The organism is Ilumatobacteraceae bacterium, assembly GCA_033344875.1.
Classification (GTDB): Bacteria; Actinomycetota; Acidimicrobiia; order Acidimicrobiales; family Ilumatobacteraceae; genus Ilumatobacter.
This window is the reverse complement of sequence record JAWPMO010000001.1, coordinates 593,325-607,270: the sequence shown is the minus strand read 5'-3', so window position 1 is coordinate 607,270 and position 13,946 is coordinate 593,325. Positions and strand designations below refer to the sequence as shown.

The window sequence follows — 13,946 nt, the reverse complement described above, 5'->3', positions numbered from 1 at the left end:
GGGCGTTCGGCAGCGCGACGGCGCTGGCCGGTGACTCGATGCATGGTCATGCATCCTATCGCATGGTCATGCTTCATCGACGCGGTGTGCCGTCCCCGACGGTGAGTTGTCCGCGCAGGATCGTGTGGCGAACCCTCCCGCGGAGTTCCACGCCGACGAAGGGGGTGTTTCGGCTCTTGCTCGCCAGGTGGGCGGGCACCACCTGCCAGGTCTCGTCGGGATCGAAGACGGTGATGTTGGCGGGTTCGCCCTCGGCGATCGGGCGGCCGTGGTCGTCGGCGACGCCGGCGATCGCGGCGGGCTTCCAACTCAACGCGGCGACGACCGCGGCGACCGGCATGTCGAGATGGGCCAGGCTCACCCCGAGTGCCGTCTCCAGGCCCAGCATGCCGGGGGGCGCGTGATCGAGCGGCTGTTCCTTGGTCTCGGGTGCGTGCGGTGCGTGATCGGTCGCGATCGCGTCGATCGTGCCGTCGGCGACGCCGGCCCGAACGGCCTCGACGTCGACCATCGTGCGCAGGGGCGGATTGACCTTGTAGATCGAGTCGTATCCGGCGAGGAGTTCGTCCGTGAGGCTGATGTGGTGCGGCGTCGCCTCGGCGGTGACCGGCAGGCCGTCGGCCTTCGCCACCCGCACCAGATCGACACTCCGAGCGGTCGACAGGTGCAGGATGTGCACGGGTGCTCCGGTGAGGCGGACGAGTTCGATGTCGCGGAAGACCATCATCTCCTCGGCGATCGAGGGCCAGCCGGGCAGTCCGAACGTCGAGCAGCAGTCTCCTTCGTGCATCACGGCGCCTTCGGTCAGCCGCTTCACCTCGCAGTGCTGGGCGAGCACGATGCCGAGATCGGCCGCGTACTCGAGCGCACGACGCATCAGGAGTGGATCCTGTACACCGTCGCCGTCGTCGGTGAACAGGTGCACGCCGGCCTCGGCCAGTTCGCCCAACGGCGACAGTTGCTCACCTCGCCGGCCGATCGTGATCGACCCCGACGGACGTACGTCGCACAGGCCGGCGATCTCGCCCTGCCGGCGGACGAACTCGACGACGCTGACCGAGTCCTGGGTCGGGTCGGTGTTCGGCATCGCGACGATGCAGGTGTAACCGCCCTTCGCCGCCGCACGGGAGCCGGTCTCGATCGTCTCGGCTTCCTCCTTGCCGGGCTCGCGCAGGTGCGTGTGCAGGTCGACGAAGCCGGGGCTCACGACACATCCCGATGCGTCGATGACACGATCGCCGTCGGCGGGACCGAGCCGGTCGGCCACCGCGACGACTCGTCCGTCGGCGATCCGGACGTCGGCGTGCCGCTCGCCCGTCGGGTCGATGACGGTGCCACCGGTGATCAGGATCTGTTCGCTCATACGTTCTCCTCCAGATTGCTGCCACTGCCGAGCAACTCGAACAGCACGGCCATGCGAACGGCGATGCCGTTCGTGACCTGCTGGGTGATGACCGATCCCGGCAGTTCGCTCGGATCGACCGCCATCTCCACCCCGCGGTTCATCGGACCGGGGTGCATGATCAGGGCGTGTTCAGCGAGTCGGGCCGCCCGGGCCGGCGTCAGGCCGAAGCGGCTCGTGTACTCCCGCAGCGACGGCACCAGCGACTCGGTCATCCGTTCCTGCTGCATGCGCAGTAGGTACAGCACGTCGACGTCGCCGATCACGTCGTCGAGGTCGGTCGTGGTCGGCACGTCGACCGAAGGCGGCAGCAGCGTTCGTGGCGCCACCAGCGTGACGTCGGCGCCGAGCAGCGTGAACGCCCGGATGTCGCTGCGGGCGACGCGGCTGTGCTTGACGTCACCGACGATCGCGATCTTGAGGCCGTCGAAGCTCTCGCGCCGATCGAGCGCCGTGCGGATCGTGTAGCAGTCGAGCAGCGCCTGTGTCGGATGGGCGTGCCAGCCGTCGCCGGCGTTGACGACCGAGGCGTTCGTCCATTGTTCGACCTGCCACGGGACACCACTCGAACCGTGGCGGATCACGAACGCGTCGACCCCCATCGCGGCGATCGTCTCGATGGTGTCGCGCAGGCTCTCGCCCTTGTTGACGCTCGACGACGAGACGGCGAAGTTCATGATGTCGGCCGACAATCGCTTGGCGGCCGTCTCGAAGCTGAGCCGGGTGCGGGTCGAGTCCTCGAAGAAGACGTTGCAGACCGTCTTGCCGCGAAGCGCCGGCACCTTCGGGTTGGGCCGGCGGTTCACCTCGGCCATGTGGTCGGCGAGGTCGAGCAACTTCGTGATCCCGTCGACGCCGGCTTCCTCGATCGAACGGAAGTGCTTCACGAGATCGTCACCCCGTCGGCGGTGGCGGCGACCCGCTCCGACGTCGAGGTCGGCAGGTTCTTGCCGACGAAGTCGGGCCGGATCGGCAACTCACGGTGGCCCCGGTCGACCAGCACGGCGAGTTGCACGGCGCTCGGACGCCCGTAGTCGGTGATCGCATCGAGGGCCGCCTTGACCGTGCGTCCGGTGTACAGCACGTCGTCGACCAGGACCACCACGGCGTCGCGCACCTCGAAGTCGACGTGGCTGACGCTGCCCGGCGAGACCGGCCGCAGCCCGATGTCGTCGCGGTAGAGCGAGGCGTCGATCGAGCCGACGGGCACCGCCCGGTCGATGCGTTCGATCTCGGCACCGAGTCGTTCGGCGAGCCAGACGCCCCCACGTTGGAGGCCGATCAGAGCGACCCCGTCGATGCCGTGGTTGCGCTCGATGATCTCGTGTGCCATCCGGGTGATCGCCCGGCGCACGTCGTCAGGCCCGAGGACCTGTTTGGTGTTCGTCACGTTGTCTCCTGCCGTGTGAGCCTCACAGAACTCACTTCACGGTCGGGACAGCAACCTAGCGCGCCAGGCCGCCGCGCGCGCCGATGTGGTGGAATCGGAGTCATGGACGAGACCGACCACTCGCGCGCGCCGATCCGCTTCGCCAGCGCGGCATCCACGAACATCGCCTACCAGGTCTTCGGCAGCGGTCCGCCGACGATGGTCTCCATCCCGCCGATGGCACAGAACATCGAACACTGCTGGGGTTGGCCGGGGATCCGAACGATGCTCGACCGGTTCGGTTCGTTCTGCCGCTTCGTCCACTTCGACAAGCGCGGCACGGGCGCATCGGACCGAACGTGTTCCTGCCCGAAGTCGACCAGCGGGTCGACGACCTGCGTGCGGTGATGGACGCGGTCGACGTCGAGCGGGCGTTCCTGTTCGGCACGTCCGAGGGCGGGCCGATGACGCTGCTGTACGCCGCGACCTACCCCGACCGCGTCGCCGGGATCATCCTCGACGGCTCCGGCGCCCGCCTGATCGACCGTGAGCAGGCCGAGCCGGACGACGGACGCCAGGAAGGACTGCTCCGGTTCGCCGACGCCTGGGGCACACCCGAGACACTCACCCCCGAACTCTTCGCACCGTCGCTGGTCGACGACCCGGAGTTCCGGGCGTGGCACGCCGGCTACGAGCGCCAATCGGCGAGCCGCGACGCGATCGTCACGCTGATGCGTATGAACGGGCTGATGGACGCCAGGGACGTACTGCCCCGGATCACGGTCCCTGTCCTGCTCCTCCATCGCACGGACGATCCGATCACGCCGGTGCGGTTCGCCCACGAGACAGCAGCTGCGTTGCCGGACGCCCGGGTCGTCGAGTTCCCCGGCGCCGACCACTTCATGTACGCCGCCGACATCGACGCCATCATGGACACGATCGAACACTTCGTCACGGGCACGGTCTCCACCGCTCCCGTCAGACGCAGCCGGCCGCAGGTCGAGATCTTCGTGCTGGGTCGATTCGCCGTCACGGTCGACGGCGATGAGGTCGACCCGTCGGCCTGGGGTTCGCGAAGGGCGCGGCAACTGTTGAAGCGGTTGGTGGTCGCCGAGGGTTGGCCGGTCACACGTGACGAACTCTGCGACCTGCTGTGGCCGGACGAGCCCGATCACGACCGGCTGCGGCCCCGGCTGTCGGTGCAGCTGTCGACGGTCCGACGCATCCTCGACGGCGGTGTCGTCGCCGACCGGTCGACGATCCGGCTCGACGTCGACCACGTCCGGTGCGACCTCGTCGCGTTCAATCGCCTCGACGACCCGCTCGCGATCTACGAGGCGTACCCGGGCGACCTGCTCCCCGACGACGAGTACGAGGATTGGGCGGCCCCGCCTCGCGCCGCCGCCCGCAACCGATTCCTGATCGCGGCTCGGCAACTGATCGACCAGGCGCTCGAGCGCGGCGAGCCCCTCGAGGCAGCCGCCGTCGGCAGCCGCATCCTCACGCTCGATCCCTACGACGACCCTGCCCACTGCGCCGTCATCGCCGGCCTCCACACGGGCGGCAGCCACGGAGCCGCCCGCGAGGCGTATGTCACGTACCAGGCTCGGATGACCGAGCTCGGGGTCGAGGCCGACGACTTCGACGCCATCCTGTTGCCGAACTGAGTCGGTCGTCGCCGCCTGAAGAGTTTCGAAAGAGCGCCGGACGACGGTGTGGGCATGAGCAACTCCACCAGCACCGAACCAGTCGTCCGAGCCGTGCCGGCGGGCACCGGCGAACACCACCACTTCCTCGACCACCTCGCCACGGTCAAGGTCCGCAGCAGCGACCTGTCGTCGGGGACGAACGTGGTCGAGTTCACCGCGCCACGCGGATTCGGTCCCCCGCTGCACGCACACGCCGAGGAGGACGAGATCATGATCGTGTCCGACGGCGACATCCGGCTGCGCTCCGGAGACGTCGAGTCGCTGGTGAGTGCCGGCGACGTCGCCGTACTGCCGGTCGGCATCCCCCACACCTTCCAGGTCGAGTCGGATTCGGCCCGGTTCACCACCATCAGCTCCGGACGCGACACGCAGCCGTCGTTCGACACGTTCGTCAGCACGCTCGGACGTCCGATCGACGACCCGACGACGATCGAGGCCGAGGGCATCGATCCCGCGCACGTCTCGACCGTGTGCGCCGCCCACGGCATCGAAGTGCTCGGGCCGCCCCCGGGGCCGCTCGCATGAGCCGCGTCCCCACACCCGCCCCCGACATCCGAGGAAACATCATGACCAGACCACACCGACCCGTCGCCGCCGTCTTCGCCCTTGCCTCACTCGCACTCGTCGGGTGCGGCGACGACGGTGCCGCCGAACCCGGCACGATCGAGGTCGAGATGAGCGACTTCAGCTTCGACGACCTGCCGAGTTCCGTCCCCGCCGGTACCGAGATCGCCGTCTCCAACACGTCGTCGAGCGAGCTCCACGAACTCGTCGCGTTCCGACTCGCGGACGATGACGACCGTTCGGTCGACGACGTGCTCGCCGACGCGGCGGCGCTCATGGCGAGCGAGCCGGCGCTCGTGGTGCTCGCAGCGCCAGGGAGCGACGAACAGATCGTCGCGGTCGGCGACGGCACCCTCACCGAGCCCGGGCGCTACCTGATCGCCTGCTTCATCCCGACGGGGGCCGATCCCGACGAGTACCTGGCCGCAGCAGCGACGAGCGACGGCCCTCCGGACGTCGACGGAGGTGCGCCCCATCTCGCACACGGCATGTTCGCCGAGCTCGTCGTGACCTGAACGTGCACGCGGGTGGGCGTTCCGCCGCCACCCACGTCGAACCTCCGCAAGCGATACCGTGACCGCCATGCATGATCTGGTGATCCGTGGGGGCAACGTGGTCGACGGCAGCGGGGCGCCCGCCCGCGTCGCCGACGTCGCGATCGACGGCGGTGTCATCGCCGCGGTCGGCACCGACGTCGGGCCCGGCACCCGCGAGATCGACGCGACCGGGCTGCTCGTCACGCCCGGCTTCGTCGACGTCCACACCCACTACGACGCCCAAGCGACCTGGGACCCGTACCTGACGCCCAGCTCGTGGCACGGTGTCACGACGGCCGTCGTGGGCAACTGCGGCGTCGGCTTCGCCCCGGCGGCCCCCGACAAGCACGAGTGGCTGATCGAGATGATGGAGGGTGTCGAGGACATCCCCGGCGCGGCGCTGACCGAGGGCATCCAGTGGGAGTGGGAGACCTTCCCCGAGTACCTCGACGCCCTCGATCGTCGCCGGTACGTGCTCGACATCGGCACCCAGGTGCCGCACGGCGCGGTGCGGGGCTACGTGATGGGTGAACGCGGCGCCGCCAACGAGGAGGCGAACTCCGACGACATCGGCGCCATGGCCGACCTGGTCGGCGAGGGCCTGCGAGCGGGCGCGCTCGGCTTCTCCACCAGTCGAACACCGCTCCACAAGTCGAAGTCGGGCGAGCTCGTGCCCGGCACCATGGTCGACGCGACCGAGTTGTACGGCATCGCCGACGCGATGGCCGACGTCGGTCACGGGGTGTTCCAGTTCGCTCCCGAGCACGTGATCCTCCCCGACCAGGAGTGGACCTGGATGCGCGAGCTCGCGACCCGAAGCGGCCGCACCGTCAGCGTCAACTTCTCGCAGACCGACCAGCAGCCCGACCTGTGGAAGCAGGTGATCGCCAAGCTCGACGAGGACCGCGCCAACGGCGTGCCGATCGTCGCCCAGGTCCACGGCCGCACCGTCGGACTCCTGATGTGCCTCGAGGGCAGCTATCACCCGCTGATGTTCCACCCGGCGTACCAGGAGATCGCCGAGCTGCCCCTCGACGAACGCCGCCGGGCGCTGCAGGCCGGACCGATCCGCGACCGCATCATCGACGAGGTCCCCGACGACGGCGGGTTCTTCGAGCGAGCCGTCCTCAACGTGACGCACAAGATCTGGGCGGTCGCCGACGGCGACATCGACTACGAGCCCTCGCCCGACGAGGCGGTCGGTGCCGTCGCTGCCCGGACCGGCGCCGGCCCGATGGCCCTGATGATCGACCAACTGCTCACCGCCGACGGCCACGGCATGTTGTACTCGCCGTTCTTCAACTACAGCTACGGCGACCTCAGCTTCGTGTACGACGCACACATGAACCCGTCGACCCGGATGGGCCTGGCCGACGCCGGCGCCCACGTGCGTGTGATCTGCGACGGCGGCACCCCCACGTTCATGCTCACCCACTGGACCCGTGACCGGTCGCGCGGACCGAAGATGCCGCTCGAGTACGTCATCCACCGTCAGACCCGCCAGACCGCCGAGCTCTACGGTCTCGGCGATCGCGGTCTGTTGTCACCCGGGATGCGCGCCGACGTCAACGTGATCGACTACGACGCGCTCACGTTCGGCAAGCCGCGCATGGCCTGGGACCTGCCCGGCGGCGCCCCGCGCCTCGTCCAGAAAGCGAGCGGTTACCGCCACACGTTCTGCGCCGGCGTCGAGACCGTCACCGACGACGCGTTCACCGGCGAACTGCCCGGTCGACTCGTCCGCGGACCGCGCTGAACCTCGCTGCCTCGTACCGTCACGCTCGCGCCGGCGGGTCGAGGCGGTCGCCCACCCGGTGGTTGATCGCTCGGATCACCCGATCCTCGCGGTGCCAACCGAGGAGACTGACGGTCGCCGTCGCGAGCGCGAACCGCCGCCCTTCGACCGCCGGCAGGCCGCACCAGCGGGCGATCAGGATCGCGAGCAGATGGCCGTGCGCGAACACCACGCCCGTACCGCCGCCGCCGACCTCGCGGTCGAAGCGCGCGATGAACCGGTCGGCGCGCTCCCCCACCTCGTCGACCGACTCGCCGTCGACGATCTCGTGTGTCCAGACCGACCAGCCGGGAATGCGCTCACGCGTCTGCGGCGTCGCCTCGCCCTCGTACACCCCGTAGTCCCATTCGACCAGATCGTCGTCGACGACCAGCTCGCAGGCGGGCTCCACCAGCTGCGCCGTGTGACGGGCCCGCACCAGTGGACTCGTGTACGCCCGGTCGACGCTCCATCCAGCGACCGTTCGTGAGGCGTCCCGGGCCTCCTCCTCGCCGCGCTCGGTCAGCGGGATGTCGGTGCGCCCCGTGTGCCGACCGGTGTGAGACCACTCGGTCTCACCGTGGCGGACGACGATCAGCTGCGACGTGGACACGCGGTGACCGTACCCGACGACCCGGTCACGGGACATCGCCGCCGAGGTCGAGCGGCGGCAGGGCGATCGTCGGGTCGCGCCGCCAGAGCTCCCAGTACTCGTTCGCCGACACACGCGTGAACGCCGTGCGGATCCGCTCGAAGTCGAGCAGCACCTCGGGCGACTTGCCCACCTGCAGGACGAGGTACTCGACCGCCTCGGACCGACGTTCGAGTCGGGTGTTCTCCATCGCGATGTCGGTGCCGTAGAGCCGCACACGGAACGGATTCGGGAACTCATAGATCTCGCGGCGGTGGGCCAGGTGCGGCGTGAGCGCGTAGTGCGCCGCCACCGACGCATCGTCGGGTACCTCCGCCATGATCTCCCGGGCGGCGACCGCGCTCGGGTGGCTCGGCGCCCAGTAACCGACCTCGTGGTGAGCGTACGGGAGCGGCGCCCACGCGTACGCCGCTGCGAGCGAGCACACCGCCACGGCGGTGAGCGACCGGCCCCTGGTCCACCAGCCGGTACCGTCGAGCGAGCCGATCGCGTACGCCGTGCCGATCACCAACCCGGGCACCACGACCAGGCTGTAGTGGTACTGGATGTGGAACTGGTACCAGAACGTGCTGAGCACGTTCGTGAAGAGCACGAGCGCGCTGATCGCCGCAACGCTCGGACGGCGGGCGAACATGAACGCCGTCGGGCTCAACATCTGCCACACGTACCAGGGACGCCCCTCCGATCGGAAGTGATCGGCGATCTGGGTCGGGTTCCGCACCGCGGTCTCGATGAATCCCGCAGGGCCTCCGAACGGGATCCGCCAGCCATTCCGGGTCGGGACGCCGATCAGCGATCGCATCACCACCAGCATGGCCACGGCCATGAACGCCGCCGATGCCAGCACGGTGACCAGCCCGTAACGAGGGTTGCGCTTCCAACCCACCCAGATGCCGAGCGGCACGATGACGAGCGACACGTCCTCCTTGACCAGGAGCGCGAGTGCGACGGAGACCGTGTACACGCGCCACCGTCGCTCGACCGCGCCGTAGATGGCGAAGCCGACGAGGACCCCGAGATACGAGTCGGGATGAAAGTTCTCCATGTTGGTCCACGACACGGCGGGATGCAGCAGGTACACGGCGGCGAACAGCACACCGAGCCAACTCGACGACAACCGCGACCTCGCGACCAGGTAGACCGGGATCGCACCGGCGCCGATCGCGAGCGACTGACTGAAGAACAGCACGCCGGCGGCCGGCATCACCCAGTAGACCGGGACCAGCAGCAGCAGGATGAACGACGTGTGGTCCCCGAACAGGTTGCGTCCCATCAGGGTGACGAACGGCGTCTCGAAGCGGGAGAGCAACCACACTCCCTGGTCGTACAGCGCCGAGTCGTACGACGCCGTTCCGAGCCCGTGATGGATGTCGAGCGTGCGGTTCGTGAAGTAGGCGGTGTAGGCCGCAACCAGCAGGACCACGACCCACGTCGCCGGTTCGACGCTCGTCAGCCGGGCCGGCGACCACTGCCCGACATGCGGTTCGTCGACATCGTCCACAGACGTGTCGTCGTCGATCTCGACGATGTCGCCGGTGTCGCCGGTGTCGCCGGTGTCGCCGTCGATAGAACCCTCTGCCGTCGGCGTGTCGCCGCGTTCGACCACCGCGGGCGACGGATCGCTCATCCGACGAACGCTAGCCGAGGTCGTCCGTCCGTCACCGGCCACGCTGGCCGCCGGCGATCAGATCGACGGGAGCGTGCACCGTTTCGTCAGGCGCTGTTGCGGACGTCGTTGGCGACGGCCGCCAGCACGCCGTTGACGAACCGACCGGAGTCGTCGGTCGAGAAGCGCTTGGCGAGCTCGACGGCCTCGTTGAGCACCACGGCGGTGGGCACGTCGGTCCGTTCGAGCAGTTCGAACACGCCGAGCCGCATCACGTTGAGGTCGAGCACCGGCATCCGGGCGAGTGTCCAGCCCTTGGCACGTTGCTCGATGTGCGCGTCGAGCTGGGCCATCGTCCGGCCGACCCCCAACACGAGTTCTTGCGTGAGCTCGTCGGGGGCGATGACCTGGAGCTCGATCGTCGCTGACGGTTCGATGCCCTTCGAGTGCGCTTCGTACAGCAGGTAGAGGGCTCGTTCTCGAGCGTCGGAGCGCTCGTCGGGGCGGAGCACGTCAGACCCGCGTCATGTAATCGCCGGAGCGGGTGTCGACGCGGATCTTCTCGCCCTGCTCGACGAACAGCGGCACGTTGACGACCTTGCCGGTCTCGAGGGTCGCCGGCTTCGTGGCGCCGGTCTTGCGATCGCCCTGCACGCCGGGCTCGGTCTCGGTGATCGTGAGTTCGACCGAGGCCGGGATCTCGACGCCGATGATCTCGTCGTTGAAGAACGCGACCTGGGCGGTCATGTTCTCGATCAGGTAGTCGGCGGCGTCACCCAGCGCGACCGGCGGCACGTGCATCTGCTCGTACGTACTCGTGTTCATGAACACGTAGTCCTCGGCGTCGCGGTAGAGGAACTGCATGTCCTCGCGATTGATGATCGCCTGCTCGACCTTGATGCCGGCGTTGAAGGTGCGGTCGAAGACGTTGCCGGTCTTGACGTTGCGGAGCTTGGTGCGCACGAAGGCGCTGCCCTTGCCCGGCTTGACGTGCTGGAAGTCGACGACCTGGAACAGACCGTTGTCGAGTTCGAGCGTGATGCCGGTCTTCAGGTCGTTGGTGGTGATGGTGGGCATGGCGAGTCCTTCGGCGATGCAGTGAGTGTTCGGCAACCGGATTCCGTGACCTCGACGAGGTCTTCGATGCGGAAACCGCCGAATCCGACACGATAGAGGCCAGGTTCGACCGTCACGACATCGCCGACCCGAAGTTCGGACGTGGACGTGGGCGACTCGAACGGGTCTTCGTGGATCACCAGCCCGACGCCATGACCGACGGAGTGGATGAACCAGTCGGCATATCCCGCCTCGGCGATCAGGTCACGGCAGGTCGCGTCGACGTCGCGTGCGGGGATGCCGGACCGCACGGCACCGATCCCCTCCTGCTGGACCTCGAGCAACAAGGCGTAGATCTCGCTCTGCTGCCGGGTCGGCTCACCGATCACGTAGCTGCGCGTCATGTCGGAGTGGTAGCCGTCGACGAGCGCCCCGACGTCGATCACCACCGTGTCACCGTCGACGATCAGGCGGGAACCGGCCTCGTGGTGCGGGCGGGCGGCATGGTTCGGGCCCGACGCGACGATCGTGTCGTAGCTGGGGCCGTCGGCGCCGTGCCGCCGCATGCGGTACTCGAGTTCCATCCGCACGTCGGCCTCGGTCAACCCGTCGCCGAGCAGCGGTGCGACCTCGGCCAGCGCGGCGTCGGCGAAGCCGCACGCCGCCGCGATCCGGGCGACCTCACCCTCGTCCTTCGAGCGGCGACCGTCTTCGACCAAGCCATCGGCGGCCACGAGCGGAAGGTCGGCCGCCAGTGCGGTCCAGCGGGCGTGGGTCAGGGACCCCGCTTCGGCGCCCACCGCCCGGACACCCTCGAACGACCTCGTGAACGCATCGTGCTGCTCGGCCTGCGTGAACCCGACGACGACATCGCCGTCGACGCCGGCCGAAGCCAACTCGTCGGCGGCTCGCTCGCGGTACCGGCCGTCGGTGACCAGCACGAGCCGGTCGGGCAGCAGTGCCACGGAGGCGTTCGACCCCGTGAACCCGGTCAGCCAGCGAACGTTGGTGAGGTTCGTGATCGCCATCGCCTCGGCCGCATGATCGGTCAGCCGGTCGCGGATCGCGTCGGCCCGCCCCCGGAAACCGATCGGTGGCAGCGTCGTGGTGTCCACGGAGGTTCAGGCCAACTTGGCGGCGACCGCACGGACTGCGAGGTCGTAGCCCTGCTTGCCGAACCCCATGATCGATCCGGTCGACACCGGCGCGATGACGCTCGTGTGGCGCCACGGTTCGCGGGCGTTCGGATTGGAGATGTGTACCTCGACGACCGGCCCCTCGAACGCCGCGAGCGCGTCGTGGATCGCCCAGGCGTAGTGGGTGAACGCACCGGGGTTGATGATGATCGCATCGCAACGTCCACGAGCGTGGTGGATGTGCTCGATCAGGTCACCCTCGTGGTTGGACTGGTACGCCTCGACCGTCATGTCGTGGGCTGCAGCGGCCGCTCCGGTGAAGTCGACGTAGTCGTCGAGCGTGTCGGTGCCGTAGATCTCCGGCTCGCGCTCCCCCAGCAGGTTCAGGTTCGGGCCGTGCAACAGCATCACCAGTTTGCTCACGAGCAGTCACGGTAGTCGGCGCTCGGTCGGAAGCAGCGATGGTTCGGCCTCGTCAGCTCGCGCCCTTCATGGCCAGCACGACCCAGGCGGTCTTGACGATCACGCGCAGGTCGTGCGCCAACGACCAGTTGTCGACGTAGTACAGGTCGAGTCGACGGTATTGCTCGAACGTCGTGTCCGAACGACCGGACACCTGCCACAGACCCGACAGGCCCGGCGGCACCTCCAGGCGTTTGCGGAGCTCCGGGTCCCATGCCTCGACCTCGTGAGCGAGCGCGGGCCGAGGTCCCACCAGGCTCATGTCGCCACGGAGCACATTCCAGAACTGAGGGAGCTCGTCGATGGACAGTCGTCGCAACCAGCGCCCCGAACGGGTGATGCGTGGGTCCGCCTTGATCTTGAACATCGGACCGTTCGCTTCGTTCGACTCGCTCAACTCGTCGAGCTTCGCCTCGGCGCCGACGCACATCGTGCGCAACTTGATCATGTCGAACGGCACGCCGTTGCGACCCACCCGCTCCTGACGGAACAGCACCGGCCCGGCCGAGTCCAACTTGATCACCACGGCCACCACCGCGAGCACCGGCAGGCACAGCAGCAGGGCGACCGACGACAACACCAGGTCGAACGTGCGCTTGGCCACCATCCGCCAACCCGTGCGCACCGTCGGTTCGACGTACATCATGACCTCGCCGTCCATCTGTTGCGCCCGCAGCCGGTGCACGTCGATGTCGCTCATGTTCGTCGCCAGTGCGACATGCATCTTCGCATCGGTCAACGAGCGCACGACCGAGTTGACCTGGCTTCTGGTGAGCGATGCCAGCGACACGATCGCGCCCGTGCAACCGTGCTCACGGAGCAACTCGACCGCCCGGTCGTACCCACCCAGCACCTGCACGCTTCCCGACGACCCACCGTCGCCGATCACCCCGACGACGTCGTAGGCGTCGGGGTCGTCGACCGCTGATCGGTACAGCGCGATCGCATGTGCGTCGCTGCCGACGATCGCGATGCGTCGCACCGACTTCCCCCGCCGCCGAAGACGTTGGAAGACGAATCGGGCGATCGCTCGCTCCACGACGAGACCCATCGACCCGACCGCGTACGCACCGATCACCCAGGCGCGGCTCGCCGGCTCGGCCCCGACGAGGTAGCAGGCGATCAGATACGCCGACATCGCCACGCCGCCCGACACCAGGATCCGGCGCGTCTCCTCGAGCGCCCGCTCCACACAGCGAGCCAGGTACAGGCGATTGGTCACGAGCGCGAACATCCAGGCCGCCACCAGCGCCGCGACCTCGAACGCCACGCCATGCGGCGTGGCCGGTCGTGGCGACCCGAGCCACGTCAGAGCAACGCACAGCGACACCACCAGCGCGGTGGCGTCGGCGAGCGCCAGCAACAGCCTCCGTCGACGGGCCCGCCCACGTGGCGACCGATCGCCGATCGGTCGGGTCGGAGCCTCACGCTCACCGTGACGCCCCGGGTCGTTCGACGACACGCCACCCGAGTCGCGGCCCACCTGGGTGCGGGCGGAGCCGACCGCGGCACGCCACAGCGATTCGATCCGTTGCACCGAACCCGGTGACGTCGTCGCCGTCGATCGAATTGCACTCGCTTCACCCGCGTTCATCTGCCGCCTTTTCGGTGTGTGGTCGCACCGTGTTCGGTGTCCATGTGGTCCGGCGGTGTTTACCCGACCACCCGGATGTCAAACGT

The 13,946-nt window shown here is 68.5% G+C and carries 15 protein-coding genes; 5 read left to right on the top strand and 10 right to left on the bottom strand.

The window, feature by feature from the left end:
- Nucleotides 1-73: 73 nt before the first annotated feature.
- The 3 genes from R8G01_02880 to pyrR are packed head-to-tail and all read right to left on the bottom strand — an operon-like array spanning nt 74 to nt 2,792.
- Nucleotides 74-1,363: a dihydroorotase gene (locus tag R8G01_02880; GenBank protein ID MDW3212915.1), complete on the bottom strand. Its 1,290-nt coding sequence runs from the start codon at nt 1,361-1,363 to the stop codon at nt 74-76.
- Nucleotides 1,360-2,289 (bottom strand): aspartate carbamoyltransferase catalytic subunit, encoded by a 930-nt coding sequence (locus tag R8G01_02875; protein ID MDW3212914.1) that lies wholly within the window; start codon nt 2,287-2,289, stop codon nt 1,360-1,362. Before R8G01_02875 ends, R8G01_02880 begins: the two co-directional genes overlap by 4 nt.
- Complete coding sequence (gene pyrR, locus R8G01_02870) at nt 2,286-2,792, bottom strand: bifunctional pyr operon transcriptional regulator/uracil phosphoribosyltransferase PyrR (protein MDW3212913.1); 507 nt, start codon at nt 2,790-2,792, stop codon at nt 2,286-2,288. The genes R8G01_02875 and pyrR overlap by 4 nt, the downstream gene beginning before the upstream one ends.
- Before the next feature lie 102 nt (nt 2,793-2,894).
- Between pyrR and R8G01_02865 the strand changes: the two genes are divergently transcribed.
- The 5 genes from R8G01_02865 to R8G01_02845 all read left to right on the top strand — a co-directional run bounded on the left by R8G01_02865 (nt 2,895) and on the right by R8G01_02845 (nt 7,336).
- Nucleotides 2,895-3,179: a hypothetical protein gene (locus R8G01_02865; GenBank protein ID MDW3212912.1), complete on the top strand. Its 285-nt coding sequence runs from the start codon at nt 2,895-2,897 to the stop codon at nt 3,177-3,179.
- A complete protein-coding gene (locus R8G01_02860) occupies nt 3,131-4,438 on the top strand; it encodes an alpha/beta fold hydrolase (protein ID MDW3212911.1) in 1,308 nt (435 codons plus the stop codon). The genes R8G01_02865 and R8G01_02860 overlap by 49 nt, the downstream gene beginning before the upstream one ends.
- Before the next feature lie 54 nt (nt 4,439-4,492).
- A complete protein-coding gene (locus R8G01_02855; GenBank protein MDW3212910.1) occupies nt 4,493-5,005 on the top strand; it encodes a cupin domain-containing protein in 513 nt (170 codons plus the stop codon).
- A gap of 41 nt (nt 5,006-5,046) precedes the next feature.
- On the top strand, nt 5,047-5,559 hold the full coding sequence (locus R8G01_02850; GenBank protein MDW3212909.1) for a hypothetical protein: 513 nt from the start codon (nt 5,047-5,049) through the stop codon (nt 5,557-5,559).
- A 67-nt stretch (nt 5,560-5,626) separates the two neighbouring features.
- Nucleotides 5,627-7,336, top strand: coding sequence for an amidohydrolase family protein (locus R8G01_02845; GenBank protein MDW3212908.1), 1,710 nt, complete (start codon nt 5,627-5,629; stop codon nt 7,334-7,336).
- Between the two features lie 19 nt (nt 7,337-7,355).
- On the opposite strand, the gene R8G01_02840 is transcribed toward R8G01_02845, so the two are convergent.
- The 7 genes from R8G01_02840 to R8G01_02810 form a co-directional block, all read right to left on the bottom strand.
- Entirely contained in the window at nt 7,356-7,967 is a 612-nt protein-coding gene (locus R8G01_02840) for a histidine phosphatase family protein (protein MDW3212907.1), read from the bottom strand.
- A gap of 25 nt (nt 7,968-7,992) precedes the next feature.
- A complete protein-coding gene (locus R8G01_02835; GenBank protein ID MDW3212906.1) occupies nt 7,993-9,633 on the bottom strand; it encodes a DUF2079 domain-containing protein in 1,641 nt (546 codons plus the stop codon).
- An 86-nt stretch (nt 9,634-9,719) separates the two neighbouring features.
- The gene (gene nusB / locus R8G01_02830) at nt 9,720-10,124 is read right to left on the bottom strand and encodes a transcription antitermination factor NusB (protein MDW3212905.1); all 405 of its coding nucleotides are present in this window, start codon (nt 10,122-10,124) and stop codon (nt 9,720-9,722) included.
- Between the two features lies 1 nt (nt 10,125).
- The gene (efp, locus tag R8G01_02825; protein ID MDW3212904.1) at nt 10,126-10,689 is read right to left on the bottom strand and encodes an elongation factor P; all 564 of its coding nucleotides are present in this window, start codon (nt 10,687-10,689) and stop codon (nt 10,126-10,128) included.
- Nucleotides 10,662-11,783 (bottom strand): aminopeptidase P family protein, encoded by a 1,122-nt coding sequence (locus tag R8G01_02820; GenBank protein MDW3212903.1) that lies wholly within the window; start codon nt 11,781-11,783, stop codon nt 10,662-10,664. Before R8G01_02820 ends, efp begins: the two co-directional genes overlap by 28 nt.
- A 6-nt stretch (nt 11,784-11,789) precedes the next feature.
- The gene (gene aroQ / locus R8G01_02815) at nt 11,790-12,227 is read right to left on the bottom strand and encodes a type II 3-dehydroquinate dehydratase (GenBank protein ID MDW3212902.1); all 438 of its coding nucleotides are present in this window, start codon (nt 12,225-12,227) and stop codon (nt 11,790-11,792) included.
- 52 nt (nt 12,228-12,279) lie between these two features.
- Nucleotides 12,280-13,803 (bottom strand): sugar transferase, encoded by a 1,524-nt coding sequence (locus R8G01_02810; GenBank protein MDW3212901.1) that lies wholly within the window; start codon nt 13,801-13,803, stop codon nt 12,280-12,282.
- Nucleotides 13,804-13,946 lie beyond the last annotated feature (143 nt).